The sequence below is a fragment of the Citrobacter sp. A316 genome (assembly GCF_002042945.1).
Lineage (GTDB): Bacteria > Pseudomonadota > Gammaproteobacteria > Enterobacterales > Enterobacteriaceae > Citrobacter > Citrobacter portucalensis.
Window position 1 is genome coordinate 109,670 of record NZ_MVFZ01000019.1, and the last position, 15,310, is coordinate 124,979.

The 15,310-nt window shown below is 50.8% G+C and carries 17 protein-coding genes; 5 read left to right on the top strand and 12 right to left on the bottom strand.

What is annotated here, in order from left to right:
- Positions 1-21 precede the first annotated feature (21 nt).
- From flgL to flgB, 11 genes are all read right to left on the bottom strand, one after another.
- Positions 22-951, bottom strand: coding sequence for a flagellar hook-associated protein FlgL (flgL, locus tag BZK41_RS21015; RefSeq protein WP_079939441.1), 930 nt, complete (start codon positions 949-951; stop codon positions 22-24).
- Between the two features lie 17 nt (positions 952-968).
- On the bottom strand, positions 969-2,345 hold the full coding sequence (gene flgK / locus BZK41_RS21020; protein ID WP_079939442.1) for a flagellar hook-associated protein FlgK: 1,377 nt from the start codon (positions 2,343-2,345) through the stop codon (positions 969-971).
- 98 nt (positions 2,346-2,443) lie between these two features.
- A complete protein-coding gene (locus BZK41_RS21025; protein ID WP_172313262.1) occupies positions 2,444-2,746 on the bottom strand; it encodes a rod-binding protein in 303 nt (100 codons plus the stop codon).
- Positions 2,747-2,754: 8 nt separating this feature from the next.
- On the bottom strand, positions 2,755-3,876 hold the full coding sequence (locus BZK41_RS21030; RefSeq protein ID WP_079939444.1) for a flagellar basal body P-ring protein FlgI: 1,122 nt from the start codon (positions 3,874-3,876) through the stop codon (positions 2,755-2,757).
- Between the two features lie 14 nt (positions 3,877-3,890).
- Positions 3,891-4,556 carry a flagellar basal body L-ring protein FlgH gene (flgH, locus tag BZK41_RS21035; RefSeq protein WP_139762640.1) on the bottom strand — a complete coding sequence of 222 codons (666 nt, stop codon included), beginning with the start codon at positions 4,554-4,556 and terminating at the stop codon, positions 3,891-3,893.
- Between the two features lie 56 nt (positions 4,557-4,612).
- Positions 4,613-5,398 carry a flagellar basal-body rod protein FlgG gene (gene flgG, locus BZK41_RS21040; RefSeq protein WP_079939446.1) on the bottom strand — a complete coding sequence of 262 codons (786 nt, stop codon included), beginning with the start codon at positions 5,396-5,398 and terminating at the stop codon, positions 4,613-4,615.
- A 30-nt stretch (positions 5,399-5,428) separates the two neighbouring features.
- Positions 5,429-6,166, bottom strand: coding sequence for a flagellar basal body rod protein FlgF (locus BZK41_RS21045; RefSeq protein WP_079939447.1), 738 nt, complete (start codon positions 6,164-6,166; stop codon positions 5,429-5,431).
- Between the two features lie 9 nt (positions 6,167-6,175).
- Complete coding sequence (flgE, locus tag BZK41_RS21050; protein WP_079939448.1) at positions 6,176-7,408, bottom strand: flagellar hook protein FlgE; 1,233 nt, start codon at positions 7,406-7,408, stop codon at positions 6,176-6,178.
- A 26-nt stretch (positions 7,409-7,434) separates the two neighbouring features.
- On the bottom strand, positions 7,435-8,322 hold the full coding sequence (locus BZK41_RS21055) for a flagellar hook capping FlgD N-terminal domain-containing protein (protein WP_079939449.1): 888 nt from the start codon (positions 8,320-8,322) through the stop codon (positions 7,435-7,437).
- On the bottom strand, positions 8,322-8,753 hold the full coding sequence (gene flgC / locus BZK41_RS21060; RefSeq protein ID WP_079939450.1) for a flagellar basal body rod protein FlgC: 432 nt from the start codon (positions 8,751-8,753) through the stop codon (positions 8,322-8,324). Before flgC ends, BZK41_RS21055 begins: the two co-directional genes overlap by 1 nt.
- A 2-nt stretch (positions 8,754-8,755) precedes the next feature.
- The gene (gene flgB / locus BZK41_RS21065) at positions 8,756-9,103 is read right to left on the bottom strand and encodes a flagellar basal body rod protein FlgB (RefSeq protein ID WP_016151840.1); all 348 of its coding nucleotides are present in this window, start codon (positions 9,101-9,103) and stop codon (positions 8,756-8,758) included.
- Positions 9,104-9,185: 82 nt separating this feature from the next.
- Here flgB and flgA point away from each other — a divergent pair, with 82 nt between their 5' ends.
- From flgA to BZK41_RS21090, 5 genes are all read left to right on the top strand, one after another.
- Entirely contained in the window at positions 9,186-9,956 is a 771-nt protein-coding gene (gene flgA, locus BZK41_RS21070) for a flagellar basal body P-ring formation chaperone FlgA (RefSeq protein ID WP_079939451.1), read from the top strand.
- A gap of 96 nt (positions 9,957-10,052) precedes the next feature.
- Positions 10,053-10,340: a flagellar biosynthesis anti-sigma factor FlgM gene (gene flgM / locus BZK41_RS21075; protein WP_079939461.1), complete on the top strand. Its 288-nt coding sequence runs from the start codon at positions 10,053-10,055 to the stop codon at positions 10,338-10,340.
- Positions 10,341-10,352: 12 nt separating this feature from the next.
- Positions 10,353-10,781, top strand: a complete 429-nt coding sequence (locus tag BZK41_RS21080) for a flagellar protein FlgN (protein ID WP_079939452.1) — start codon at positions 10,353-10,355, stop codon at positions 10,779-10,781.
- Between the two features lie 134 nt (positions 10,782-10,915).
- Entirely contained in the window at positions 10,916-11,860 is a 945-nt protein-coding gene (locus tag BZK41_RS21085) for a lysine-N-methylase (RefSeq protein WP_079939453.1), read from the top strand.
- A 54-nt stretch (positions 11,861-11,914) separates the two neighbouring features.
- Positions 11,915-14,485 carry a glycosyltransferase gene (locus BZK41_RS21090; protein WP_079939454.1) on the top strand — a complete coding sequence of 857 codons (2,571 nt, stop codon included), beginning with the start codon at positions 11,915-11,917 and terminating at the stop codon, positions 14,483-14,485.
- 425 nt (positions 14,486-14,910) lie between these two features.
- Here the strand turns inward: BZK41_RS21090 and BZK41_RS21095 are convergent.
- On the bottom strand, positions 14,911-15,310 hold a 400-nt coding region (locus tag BZK41_RS21095; RefSeq protein ID WP_290439981.1), incomplete at its 5' end, for a polysialyltransferase family glycosyltransferase.

Sequence of the window (15,310 nt, forward strand, 5' to 3'; positions counted from 1 at the left end):
TTCCTGAGCTACTGCTAACTGTTAAATCACACTGAAAAGGTTCAACTCACTCACTTTGGAGTAGGTTTTTAAGGTGGCTTCCATCGCCATTTCAAGACCGGTAAAGGTAATCGAAGCCGGGCCATAATCCAGATCGCTCAACTGACTGATAAGCTGATCGTTGGAGGTAGTGATATCCGTCTGGGCACCGCTCAGCATGGTCATCGTATTCTGCGTTTCACCAATAGTGGCAATAGAAGCATTGAGATCATCAGAAGCCACATCCACCGTATCAATGGCATTTTGGATATCGCTTTGCACCTGCGGATCGGTAGGGTCAACCGACGGATCCTGCAGCTCTTTCGACAATGACGTTAAGTTGTTCAGCACATCCAGGTTGTCGCCGAAGAAATCGCTGACCGCGACATTGGTATCCACCTCTACGCCATTGGAGACAGTGGTCTGGCGATGATCGTCGTTACCCTGGTAGGTATAGCTGTCGGTCACCCCATCGCCGTCTTCATCTACCGCGACAATCGGCGGTTGGTCGTTCACCGTGCCGCCAAACACATAGTGACCGTCTTCATCCTGGTAATTGAGCGCCGCCACCATCGCTTCCGTCATCGACTGAATATCCTGCCCCAGACTGGATAACGACTCGGCGGTATTGGTGCCGTTAGCCGCCTCCAGCAGATCGTCGCGAATTGCTAGCAGATCGTTATTGACGCCATCCAGAATAGACTCCTGCTGGCTCATCCCCGCCGTCGCGGAATCAATATTGGTTTGATACTGATCCAGCGCCGATTGCTGGCGGTTAAGCTGAGTGATTCGCGTCGCCGCGATAGGATCGTCTGACGGCAGCAGAATGCTTTTCCCCGTCGCCATTTGCGTAACGACGTGCGACAAATCGCTGGAAAGGTTATTAAAACTCTGCGTCATAGACACATAGGATTGTTGGGTAGACACGCGCATAATAATAGCCCTCCAGGTTAGCTACACATTTCCAGCACAGAATCGAAAATATCAGCACCTGTTGAGATGACTTTCAGGTTAGCCTCGTAAATTTGCTGGTAGGTAATAAGGTTGACCGCTTCTTCGTCCATGCTGACGCCGCTGACGCTACTTTGCTGGTTCTGCGCTTCAGAGTAGACATTCGCTGCCGCTTCGGCTTCCGTTTGGTTTTGCTGGCTGTAGATACCAATGTTACTGATGATCGATGAACAGGCTTCGCCCACGGTCACGCTTCCCAGGCCTTCAATGTCCAGCGGTTCGGTGGAAATATTGATCAATGCCTGCAGGTTATCGCTGTTACCACTTTCGTCCGGCGAACTGGAAAACGCCAGCTCATCGGCGGTGATGTCAGGATTGACCTCCAGCGGGCCATCCGATGAGTTTTCGTCATAAATGAATAACGGTTCGCCGGGATTTCCGTTCAGGTCGTAGCCCTGCGCCAGTTGGGTGTTAACCGCATCGGCAAATTGCTCCGCCATGCTATTGATGGTGCCCGTCAGCGGAGTCAGTACCTTATTCTGGTAATCGAACAATGCCCCCAGCGATCCGCCGGTCTCGGTATTCATCGAGGATGTGGTACCGGCAAACGTCAGCGACATGCTTTGTGTGCCATCTGCGTTGGTATCCAGTTCAATCGTCGAGCTTTCCTGCCCACTCACCAGCGGCTGACCGTTTTGCAGCGTCACATCGTAGTTGCCTTCGTCATCGATATTGACCTGAACATCCATGATACCGCTGAGTTGTTCGACCATTTGGTCACGGGCATCATATAACGCTGACGCATTATCACCGTTGGCTTCCGCTTCGGCGATCTGCTGGTTGTAACCGGCAATGCCGCTGGTCAGGGTGTTTACCTGCGCCACCATCGCCTGTTCCTGGCTGACTATTTCACTGCTTTGCGAGTCGATGTAATCGAGGGTGTTATCCACGCGCAGCGCCAGCGCGCCGGACTCGCTGATCACCTGCTCGCGCAGCGCGGAGTCATCCGGACTGGTTGTGGCCGCATTTAGCGCAGCAAAAAAGTTATCAAATCCGCCGCTCAGGCTGCTGTTATCATCGCTGAGTACCGTTTCCAGCTGCGTTAAATACTCCTGCTGGGTATTGTAATAACCGTAATCGCTGGCGGCATACCAGACCTGATTCACCTGATACTGGTTGGATACCCGGCGAATACTGTCTACCTGCACGCCATTACCCGCACTGTTTGACGAACCTGAGCTGGCGCCAATAGTGCTGGTAATGGCAACCTGGCGGGTGTAACCATCGGTCATCGCGTTCGCGGTGTTCTGCGCGGTAACGTTAAGCTCCACCTGCGCTGTCGATGCGCCGCTGTAGCCAATATTAATCATATCCATCAAAAAGTCCTTGCCGGGCAATAATCCGGTCTGTCGTTAACAACCTTGCCGATTAAGAGCGGCGAAAAAACGGCAGTTCTTAAGCCGCCGCGCAACCTTTATCCTTTGTGATGAGGGGAAAGCTGTTTAACGATCATCTCCGCAATGCCGATGCCGTGATGCTGGGCAAGACTGTTGCACAGCTGATCGTCGTAAAACCCCTGCATCATGCGCACCGAATCACTGTTAAACGGGTTATCTTTTGAGTCGAAGATCTCATTGGTTTTACGCATCTCTTTCAGCATGTTACGTAAGAAAATGGCTTCAAACTGCTGAGCCGCTTTCTGCAAATCGTTATCTTTGATTTTGGGGCCCATTAACGCATCGCTGCCGTCAATGCCCCCGTTATGATTCACCTTGATGTCGGCCATTAAATCACCTCCAGATCGGCATCCAACGCCCCGGCTTCATGCAGAGCCTGTAAAATAGACATAATGTCGTCCGGCGTGGCTCCCAGGCTGTTGAGCGCATTAACCAACGTTTTCAGGCTGCTGGATTCCGGCAGGTTAATCATTCCCGGTCGGGCGTGATTCACCGAAATATTGCTCTGCGGCGTTACCGCCGTTCGACCACCGGCAAAGGCATTCGGCTGACTGACGTTGCTGCTTTCATTGATGGAAACCGTCAGGCTGCCATGCGATACCGCCGCCGCATGCAGGGCGATACCATCCCCCATCACCACCGTGCCGGTACGCGAGTTAAACACCACCCGCGCCCGGACTTTTTCCGCCTGTACCTGAACGTCATCTAGCTGGGACATAAAGGCGACGCGCGCGCCGGGGCTGGTTGGCGCGCGGACGCTGACATTGGTCGAGCTTTGTGCCGTCGCAATACCGCCAAACGAGGCGTTGATCGCCGCCGCAATGTTATTGGCATCTTTAAAGGAGGGACGTTTCAGATTAAGCGTAATGGTGTCGCCCATCTGGAAGTCGCTGGGAATCTCACGCTCGACCGACGCACCGTTCGGTATCAGTCCGGCGGTAGGGGTATTCACGGTCACGCTGGAGCCGCTTGCCCCGGTCGCGTTCATCCCGCCGACCACCACGCTCCCTTGTGCGAGGGCATAAACCTCTCCATCCGCGCCGTGTAGCTGGGTGAGCAATAACGTGCCGCCGCGCAGACTTTTGGCATCGCCAATCGACGAGACCGTGACATCAATAGTCTGCCCACGCGAGTACATTGGCGGCAGCATCGCGCTGACCGCCACCGCCGCGACGTTTTTCACCTTCGGATCGATTTTGCTCGGCAGCTGTACGCCAAACTGGCGCAGCATGTTGGTAATGGTTTGGTTGGTGAATTTGACCTGGTTTTTATCACCGGTTCCATCCAGCCCCACCACCAGGCTGTAACCAACAAGTTGGTTTTCCCTGACCCCCTGGACGTTAACCAGCGACTCCAGAGATTGCGCCTGCGTGGTACCGGGCAGAACCAGGCTCAGGGCGATAACGATGCCGTTTAACGCCTTCATCCAGCGCCCGCTTAAGTATTGCATATCAAAATCCTGCATTAGATCGGGAAAAGAGGATGGTTAAACAGACGCGTCAGCCAGCCCGCCGCATTGGCATCGCTCAATGCACCACGACCCGCATAGGAGATACGCGCATCGGCAATACGCTGCGATGAGACGGAGTTGTCGTTTTGAATGTCATCGGCACGCACCAGACCGCTCAGACGGATGTACTCATCCCCCTGATTGAGGGTGAGCCATTTTTCGCCGCGAATTTCCAGAATGCCGTTCGACTGTACCGAATGCACCGACACCGTAATTTCGCCACGTAAACTGTTTTGCTGCTGCGAGGTCGCCGTCCCGTTGAAATCGCGATTGGCGTCCACGGAAGCGGAAAGGTTATCTTTGGTATGCCCAAATAGCGTCGGCGCGCCGATATCAACGGTATTGTTCTTGCCGAAATTGGTTTTCGCTTGTTTACTGGACTGGGTCGACTCTTCCAGCATAACGGTCAGGATATCACCCACCCGATAAGCGCGGCGGTCCGCCGTCAGCGACCACTTATAACCCGTTTCGAACACGCCCCCCGCACGACCATCCGCCGTTGGCGGTGCTTCTGTTTTGGGAGGAGCAAAGAACTCGTCATTTTTTTTGACCAGGATGGCCTGCGATTCGCACCCGCTTAACAGGGGCAGCAGTACCATCAGCCAGAGATAATTTTTCACGTTCTGCCTATTTCTGCCGAATGGCGCTGTACCATCCGGCATTTCACATTCTAAAGTTACAGCGTCTGACTAATAAACTGCAGCATGTCATCTGCCGCAGAGACCATTTTGGCGTTCATCTCATAGGCGCGTTGCACCGTGATCATGGCCACCATTTCGTTGACGATATCGACGTTCGAACCTTCCAGCGCTCCTGGCTGCAGCTGACCAAGGCCATCCTCCCCCGGAATTCCTTCCGTTGGCTGACCGCTGGCAGCGGTCTCCAGATACAGGTTGTCACCTTCGGCTGAAAGCCCGGCAGGGTTGGCAAAGTTCACCAGCGTCAGTTGCCCCAGTTCGGTCGGGTCGCTGTCGCCAGGTAAAATCGCACTCACCGTACCATCCGGAGAAAACGTTACGCTGGTAGAACCTGACGGAACATCGATTTCCGGTTGCAGAGGTAATCCCTGAGCGTTGGTTAGCACACCATCAGCATTCACTTGCAAGTTACCGTCACGGGTATACGCGATATCCCCATTGGACATTTGTACCTGCCAGAAACCCTGCCCCATAATGGCCACGTTCATCGAATTGTCGGTGGTTTCCACATTACCTTCAGTGAAGGTTTTCTGTGTTCCGACAATGCGCACACCACTCCCGAACTGCATACCGGTCGGCATGATGTTGTTCTGGTCGAGCATGGCGCCCGGCGCTTCCTGGGTCTGATAAAACAGATCCGCAAACATCACGCGATCGCGCTTAAAGCCCGTGGTGTTAACGTTGGCGATGTTGTTAGCAATCGCACTCATCTCAGCATCCTGCGCCGACAGGCCGGTTTTACTGATCCATAACGCTGCGTTCATAAAACTTTATCCCTGATTAAAGGCAACGACTCAGGAGCCGCGTAGCAACCTGTTGCCGGAGTCGCTGAGATCTTCAGCCGTTTTCATCATCTTGATTTGTGCTTCGAACTGGCGGTTCATTGCAATAGACGACATCATTTCACTCACTGCAGACACGTTACTGCCTTCCAGAAAGCCGCCGCTCACCTTGATGTTTTCATCGCGCTGCGCTGGTACGCCATCCGCCGTTACCAGCATCCCCTCGCTATTTTTCGCCAGATTAGCGACCGGAATATCCACCAGCTTCAAGCGATCGATATCCATCGTAGCGGTAACATCGCCGTCGTCGGGTGTGACCGAGAGTGTGCCGTCGCTGCCGAAAGAGGCAATTGCGTTCGGCGGCAAAATGATCGGACCGTTATCCCCGAGCACCACGTTACCGTTGATGGTCAGTTGTCCCTGATCGTCCTGCTGAATGTTGCCGTTGCGGGTGTACACCTCGTTTCCGGCTTTATCCTGCACGGCGATATAGCCGGTTCCCTGAATGGCGACATCAAGCGGGCGTTCGGTTTTTTCCGCTGCGCCGGTGCTGTCATTAACGCCGCTGGGACTTTCTTTCGCCATAAAACGCGTGTCGAAGCCCCCACCCTTAACTTTGTCATTGCTCGCCATCGCCATATCCGCACGAAAACCATTAGTGTTGACGTTGGCGAGGTTATTGGCGCTAATTTGCTGCTCCAGTAGCGTCTGGGTGGCGCCGCTCAGCGCGGTATAAATCAACCGATCCATTTCTTAGCCTTACATCGCCTGGAAGAGAGCCTGATCCAGCTGCGTACTGGTGGAAATCACCTTGGTGTTCGCCTGGTAGTTACGCTGGGCGGTCATGAGATTGACCAGCTCGTTGGTAATATCCACGTTGGAGCTTTCGAGCATGCCGGAGGAGAGCGTGCCGCAGGAGCCGGAACCTGGTGTGCCTATCAGCGGCGTACCGGATTCGCCCGTCTGTACCCAGGCAGTACCGCTTACCGCTTCCAGCCCGTTCTCATCCGGGAAAGTAGCCAGCACCACCTGCCCCTGCAACATGCGCTCGCCGTTGCTGTAGGTGGCGTAAACTTTACCGTCGTCATCAACCTGCACGCCGTTTTGCGTCGCGGAAGCATAACCGGTGGCGGAGTTGGTAGTAACCGAGAAATCAGAACCGTACTGAGTACAGTCTGAGTAATCGATGGTCATCGAAATCGGCGCGGCTTCATCAGTAGTGAAGGTGATGGTTTGCGGCGTGGTTGGCGATGTCAGCTTGCCGGTATTTTGGTCGAACTTCAGCGTGGTCGGCGGTACGCCGCTTTGCGTTTCACCATCAAAGGTGTACTGCACTTCCCAGGTGTTATCCGCCGTTTTGGTAAAGTACTGGCTCACCGAGTGCTCATTACCCAGCGAGTCATACACGGTGGTGGTGTAGCTGTCGGTGTAGGTATCGCTATTATTCGGGTCAAAATCGACCCCATCTACTGGGGGGGTCGCCGAAGGATCGCCATCACGATCAATTATCTCATCACTGGCATCAAAGTTTGCCGTGAAGGTCATGCTGTCCGTGGCCTGCGCCGGAATGTTACCGGTTTTAATCTGGATATCCGTAACGGTACCGGTTTGCAGCGTGCCGCTATCATCAACCGGGTAACCTTGCAGGTAATCACCAGACGCATTGATGATATAACCGTTTTTGTCCGTCACAAAAGAACCTGCACGGGTGTAGGAGATATTCCCTGCGCTATCGCACATAACAAAGAAACCATCATCGTTAATGGCCAGATCCAGCGCATTGCCGGTTGAAACCATCGAGCCGCCGGTGGAGATGCTTTGAGCGGACCCTGCCACGCTCACGCCCATCGCCTGCGTTCCGGCATACATAGCGGAGAACTGGGTAGTCATCGATTTATATCCGACCGTACCGGAGTTCGCGATGTTGTTACTGATGCCGTCCAGTTGTTCGTTGACGGCGTTCAGACCCGTCGCTGCAATTTCATAACTCATTGTTTATTCCTGTAATGTAAACTAAATCAGAGCACCATATTGCTGTCGGCGTTATCGCTACCGCCGTCGGTATCGGGTGGCGTGGTGTCATCTGAACCGCCGCTGCCATCAGTACTATCCGGTATGCCAAACTGGGTGATCATGGTGAAAGGCACTTCCCCGACGCCATCCACGTTGAGGACCGGCGTGCTGCCATCAAGTGGAATACGTACGTCTTCAACCTCACCGGTGACTTCAATGGGAACTTCTTCTTCTCCAGTGTTGGTCACCACTGACACGTTATAATCACCCGGCGGAATGCCGTAATCCGCGGGGTTAATATCAAAATCAACCTGGCCTGGCCCAACGGACGTCTCTCCTTCCGGGATCAGTGAAACGGTATAATCGTCACCCGCTTCATCAGTGAAATGCAGATCCACATCGGTACAACTGTCATCCAGCGTGACGCGGCCCTGAATGTCTTTGGTGTTGTCGGCAATCTCCAGCGTGGTGGTTTGCACCATAATGTCGTCGCCGACCATATTCCCCAGCGCCATCACCTGAATGTTGCTCATCAGCACAGCATTGGTATTGGCCTGAACGCTCATCTCTTCCATCATCGCCACCTGCGCCATGGAAGAAAGCTGGTCAATATAGGCCGTAGGGTCGGTAGGATCGGTTGGATCCTGGTTTTCGATTTCCGCAACAAACAAGGTCAGGAAAGTTTCCACCCCTGAGGTTTCCGTCGATACCGTCGTCGTTGGGGTATTAGCCGTGTCGCTGGTATCCGTCGTTGACGACGTGGCAGAAGAACTGCTGTCTCCCACAGTAGTGCTTTGCGCCGTGGCGCCGACGTTATTTTCAGCAACAGCCGCCGTCTTCTCCTGAGAAGAAGCCAGCGCCTGAGATTGGGCATACAGAGCCAGGGTATTCATTACACTTCTCCCAGTTTGAGTAAGCTTTGCTGCATACTTTTGACGTTATTCAGTACATCAACGTCGGTTTCAAAATCACGTGACGCAGACATCATGTCAGCCATTTGCTCGACCACATTGACGTCCGGGTACCAGACGAAACCGTTCTGGTCCGCCATCGGGTGGTGCGGCTCATAACGCTTCACCGCCCCGCCACTTTGCATGACGTCCTGTACCTGTACGCTGGCGCCATCAATGGCATGGCGGTTATGCCCACCTGTCAGGCTATTGTTGTAAACCGCGGCAAAAACCGGGCTACGCGCCTTATAGGCCTGCGCCTCGCTGCTGGCGGGAGATTCCGCATTCGCCATGTTGCTGGCGACGGTATTCAGGCGGATGGTTTGCGCCGTCATCGCTGAGCCGGAAATCTGGTAAATATCAGTAAACGACATGGTTATTTCCCTTCAATGGCCTCTTTGATACCGCTAAGTTGCAGGTTCAAAAAGGTCAGACTACTTTGATAATCCATACTATTTTGTGAAAACCGGGCCTGCTCGGTATTCAGCTCTACGGTATTGCCATCCTCTGAGGGCTGCATCGGCACACGGTATTTCACGTCAGCCTCGGGCAGCACATTTGTGCGACTTGCCCGTTGCATCTCAGCGGCAAAATCAATATCTTTAGCTTTGAAATTTGGTGTATCGACGTTTGCCAGATTCGCGGTCAGTAGCTCGGTCCTCTCAAGACGTAACTTCACTGCCTGCGGATGTACACCCAATGCCTGCTGAAAACTGATTCCCATTTCTTGCATCACTCCTGCGTAGATATCGCTGTTATTAGCAATATATATGCCAACTTTTAAGTGATTGATGAGAAATGACTTTATGAAACTCCCCTCCTATGTAAGGAAGCCTTCTTTCCCCTTTGCCGCGGAAATATTGCTGGCTTTATGCTGCGTCTTACCCGTGCATGCCGCAGTCCATCCCATTCAGCACAGCGCCCGGGAACAGATCAACGCACTGGTCCTCAATGCCGCCAGTCATGAAATTGACGCGCTGGCGAACAAACGGCAGTGGCAGGACTATCGCTACACGTTTAATATCTATATTCCCTCCGCCGTCAGCACCAGCGCACTATGCGCAATAGCCCCCCATGTCACCTCCAGCACCTCCCCGGAGATGGCTCTGACGCGAATGAACTTTGTGGTGAGCTGCCCTGGCAGCGCGGGTTGGCAATATAACGTTGCTGTGCGTCCCGACGTGTCAATTCCGGTGGTAATGCCAAAGTCGTTAATTGCCCGAGATACGGTCATCACCGCCGATGACCTGCAGCTTAAAAAATTTAATATCAACAACCAGCGGGAAGGATTGATGACAAATCCGGATGAGGCGATTGGTCTCACCAGCAAGCGCGCTCTGCAACCAGGTAAACCGATTACCCGTAACGAGCTGGTTCAGCCCGTATTAGTTAAACGCGACCAGCCGGTGATGATCGTCTCCCACATGGACGGGATTACCGCCTCAATGCCGGGTGTGGCGTTGAAGAATGGTCGCAAAGGAGAAGTGATAAAAATTCGTAACAGCAGCAGCCAACGGATCATTAGCGGCGTGGTAGACGATACCGGCGTGGTCACCACGCTGACGGCTGAGCAGTGAGGGGATTTTTTGTGATGGGATTAAAGTTTTCTTCTATTGCCGTCGCTTTTAACCAATAACAGATAACCAACCCCACGGAATATGTACGAGGTTGCTATGAAAATTACCCCGACTCTGCCAGGCAATCGCCCTGCATCGACAACCGAACAGGCGCGTTCAGACAAGAGCAGCGCGCAGACGAGTATGTCCAGCGCCACGACGCTTTCAGCCGACGATATTACTCAGGCGGGATTGCAAACGGCGCAGCAAACGCTGAACAGCGATACGCAAAGTGACGTTGATTACGACAAAGTAGCGCAAATGCAGGCCATGCTGGCCTCAGGCGACATGCAGGTTGATACCGACCAACTGGCTGGGGACATGCTCAGCTTTTTCCAGAAATAAGAGGCTACAACAGTGAGTACCAGGCTACAGCAGGTCAAAACTCTACTTCAGGGCATCCGTGAAGACGGAACGCGGTATGACGCGCTCAGACAACAGTTAGAACAACAACGTCTGTGTATGATTCGCCGTGCCAGTGAAGAGCTGCTGTTGGTCAATGAAACCATTCAACAGCATTATGAACAGTTGCAAAACAGCAGCCAGCAGCGCCGAACGATCCTACAACTGCTGGGCGTGAGCATCGATCGTGCAGGGATGGAGCAGGTATTTAGCTGGTTGCCTGGCGTACAGAAAAATGCCGCAGAGGGCTGGTGGCAAAGTCTTGAGCAAAAAGCGAAACGCTGCAAGGCGTACAACGAAAAAAATGGCGATCTGCTGATCCGTCAGTATGAATTTATTCAGGCTTTTTTAGGTACGGAGCCAGATTTCATCTATCACCGTTAAAATTTCCTTCCTTGCTGCGGAAACTCGCTTTCCGCGCAACACCCAACCCACTGATATGATTAAAAATAAAATTCAGGCATGGATATTGCAAGATATCAGTCAGATTTGAATATTGGGATTGCTGAGAACACGTTATGAGTATGATTGATTGCTACGAACCCGACTTTGTCCGGTTGTTTTTATCCCACCATCCGGATTCCGCTTTACTGGTCAAAATGCGCTGGAAAACGGAAGTTCGTCAGAGTCTGGTCTTAACCGATCCTGCCAGCTGTCAGGCTGCATTAAGCGATCCGGAAGCTTTTGTCTTGCATACGTCAAAATGTGCGGCCGATCCAGACAGCCGGGCATTAGCCCCACGCGATCAGGTATTAAATCAATCCGCTCTGAATACCGTCACTCTTCCAGGATTATCGCCGGAGCTGCGCCTGTATGCGCTGGGCATCATGCTCTCTTTTTCCGAGAAGTGCCCTGGCGATAGCGAAGCGGTGCTGGAAAAACTGGCGTCGTTGCCGCAAATCCTCGCAGGCCATGTACAGGAAGGAAAACTGCAGGATCAGTTTGCACAATTACCAAGCCTGCCCCAACTACAGCGTGAATTAATTACCCGTATGGGCAGTTGTGAATTCAACTGGGATCATCTGCCGGAAAGTACGCGTAAACTCACATTACCTCTCCAGGTCAGCCTGCTGATGCTACAGGATGCGAACAGTGAAGCCTTACTCCAACAGCAATTGCAGGATCAGTGGCTTAATACACACGCAGCGTACTTCGCGCAGGACGCATGGATCTTCAGTAACTATCTGATCTACCGGCTCTATCATGACATGTTCCCGCAACATGACAGCGAAGGTGTCATTCAGCGCTATTTTGAGCTTGTCTGCGACTTCTTTATGATCCGAACCATGCTTTGCCTGTGGACGATGGATGAATCCTTGCTGAATCCTGAGGATATCTATGCGCTATTCGCCATGTTTGAAGAGTGGCGCAGCAGCGATGATGCCACATCAATACGTGAACACATTCTGAGCATTATGCCGGGAGAGCCTTTGCTCTCTGCATTCTCCCTGCTTACCCGTTAGCCCCTGTTGGTCGGGTGAACATCCGGCCCTTTCGAAGCGCGAATACACATCAACATGTCTGAACCCTCTAAAACTCGCCCAGGCCTACCCGGTATTGTTAAAACACTGGATACGGGTCGTGAAAAACCGTTTGTCAGCGTCGTCACCCCCACGTGGAACCGCGGTGCCTTCTTACCTTATTTACTGTACATGTACCGGTATCAGGATTATCCCGCCGACCGTCGGGAACTGGTGATCCTCGATGATTCACCGCAGAGCCATCAATCGATCATCGACAGGCTGACGCAAAACCACCCAGAGAAATTCAACATCCGCTATATCTATCACCCGGAAAAGCTCGACCTGGGCAGAAAACGCAATATGCTCAATGAGCTTGCACGCGGTGAGTACATACTTTGTATGGATGATGACGACTATTACCCATCAGATAAAATCTCTTACACCATTGAGATGATGCTGCGCCACCGGGCGTTAATTTCAGGTTCGGATCAGATTCCAATCTGGTATAGCCATATTAATCGTATCTTTGAAACGCGTTCTTTCGGCAAAAGACATATTTTGAACGGGACATTTTGCTATCACCGTAATTATTTGAAAAAACACCGCTACGTTGATGAATGCAATTTAGGCGAAGAAGAAGGGTTCACCAATAAATTCACCGTTGAGCCGCTCCAGTTACCTGGGGAACGGACAATTATCTGTGTATCGCACAGCCAGAACACCTTTGATAAAGATTTTGTCCTCGGTTCAAGTGAACCTTTAGAGGGGAACATTGAACAGTGGGTTGCCGATCCCATGCTCAACAACTGGTATCAAAGTCTACATAATGCCACGCACAACTCACCGATGCAGTGGGATGCCATCGATCAGATCATCGTCATCAACCTGGATAAACGAACCGATCGTCTGAGTCAGATCCAACAGGAACTGGCGCAACTGAACGTTCCGACAGAAAAGATCACCCGTCTTGCCGCCTGCGAAGAAACCAATGGCCAGTTGGGCCGCCGTCATTCGCACTTGCAAGCGCTACAAATAGCACAGCAAAAAGGCTGGAAGAATTACCTGTTGTTAGAAGATGACTGCGTTATCCTGAAACAGGAAAAGCATACCCGCGTCTTAAGTACTCTTCTGGGGACGTTAACTAAGCTTCCCTGGGAAGTGATTATTCTGGGCGGGCAGATTAAACAAGGTTCGGTGCTAAAAAGCCGGGAAGGGATGGTTCATGCCCGGGACTGCCAGAAAGTTTGCGCGTATCTGGTTAACAGTCAATATTATGCCACGCTGGCGCAACAGATGTCAGATGATCTTTCTGCTACGCCCGAAGAACAATGGCAGCCGTTGCTGCATACAGGGAAATGGTTAGCCTGTTACCCAAGCATCTGCTATCAGCGGGCAGGGTACAGTGATATTGAGAAAAAAGAGACCGATAATATTGGTTTTTACTTTAATAAAATTAATAAATCACCAGCTAGTAAGCAAATACACCTGGCAAAAAAAACACAACCAATATTATCCAACAATGGTGCTATTGGGTTTTATATGGAAACGTCACTCCATTACGCAGTTTATCGCCCCATCATAAACGCTCTACAGAAAATGGGCCATACCTGCTCATTACTGGTAAACAACCGTAGTAACAAAGCATTTCTAGATGAAATGTTGGCGACGCTCAAGAAGATTAACGATCCCGCACTGGGTGGAATTCTCCTTTCAGACATGACAGATCGCAGCCAGCGTTATAAATGCCTCATCAGCCCTTATTATACCCCTGCAATCAACGGGCTTTCAGATATTCATATTCGAGCTATGTACGGTTTAGCAAAAGAAGAATGGAACCACGCCTGGTGGAATACCTTTTACCACCGTATTCTTTGCTACAGCCACTATAGCCAACAAGCACTGAACATTGGCGGTAGCGCGATCGCCGTCGGTAATCCTCGCTTCGATGAGTGGCAAAACGGTAGTTGCGATCTTTCGCTACCTGAATGCCTGCATCTGGATAAGAAAAAACCGACAATTTTATACGCTCCGACATACGGTGTATTAAGTTCAATCCCACACTGGGCAGAAGCACTTGGTCGTCTCAGCCATGATTTTAATATTGTAACTAAACTACATCACGGTACCTGTTTTAGAGCGGAAGAAGCGGGATCTTTAGCACTGGCTCAACGATACTTAAAGAAAAGAATCCATGCCCCCGAACATGCAATTCCAATGCTTGTTCAGGCAGATTATGTCTTGACCGACAACAGTGGATTTATCTTCGACGCTATTCATATGAATAAACGCATCATTTTACTCAATTGGCCTGAAATGCCTTCTCTGCTGGACGGCCAGAAGAGCTTTTCCACACCACACAGTGCCGAACAACGTATTCGCGATCTACTCCCCGTCGCCGGAGATATCCAGGCCCTACGGGCTGTCCTTTCCCCGACGTACGACTGGGCTTCGCTGGCAACATCATTAGAAGAAATTCGCCACCACTACTGTGATGCCTTTATGGATGGCAAAGCAGGAGAAAGAGCTGCACGGGAAATCTGTGATGCAATGGAGAATAAAAATAGCCATAGAGAGAATGTGTTATTGCATAGCCTGCGGGAAAAGCTATTTGCTTCAGGGCACTAATACATCAGCGCGACAATAACAATGAAACAATGGGATATGGCTAAAAGCTATAAAGATGAACAGCGAATACGACTGGATGAGCATTCAGGAGTTGCGTGAGTGGGTCTATTTTAATAAAGAAATATTATGACCATTGTGACAGTCTATAGCTCTAAAGGGATAATTAAAGCAGTCCAGCGCAGGAATATGTAGTTTCATAGTACAAAACTAAGAATACATTGCCTTCTATCAAGCGGAAATTCATTTTCCGCTTGATAGACAACGTATTGATAAAATTAAAAAAACACAGGGCGTGATAATTACACGAGCAACAGTAACATCAATGATAGCACCACCATATGATGGCGCGCATATATTAAGCGTATCGTCTCGGCATATGCCGATAACTCACTTACTAAAATGCTCGTTCTAAGGAGAAATGTTCATCAGTCTGTCCAACCAAAAACTTTACTTTCCTCTATGAGATTATTATTTATCAGATTCAGAAGCATGGGATTTTTCATTGCTTCATTATGATCTTTCGCATCAAAAATAACATATTTAATGTTTTCTTTAGGAACCAATAGCATTAATGTACTAAAAACACCAATTATATTATTCGGGATAATTCCAGCCATTATAAAAAATTCAAAAGGAATCGATGCTGGAACAACAAAAACATCATCACCAATGTGTTTTGCTATCCTATTTATATTGTCCGGATGATTAATCGGATGAGGCTTGAAAATAACACGACTTCCTTTATCAATTACACCTTTATCTTTTAGTGAATTAATTTTATTAATAACCCTATCAGCGCAGCCATTATCATATTCACGCTGGAAA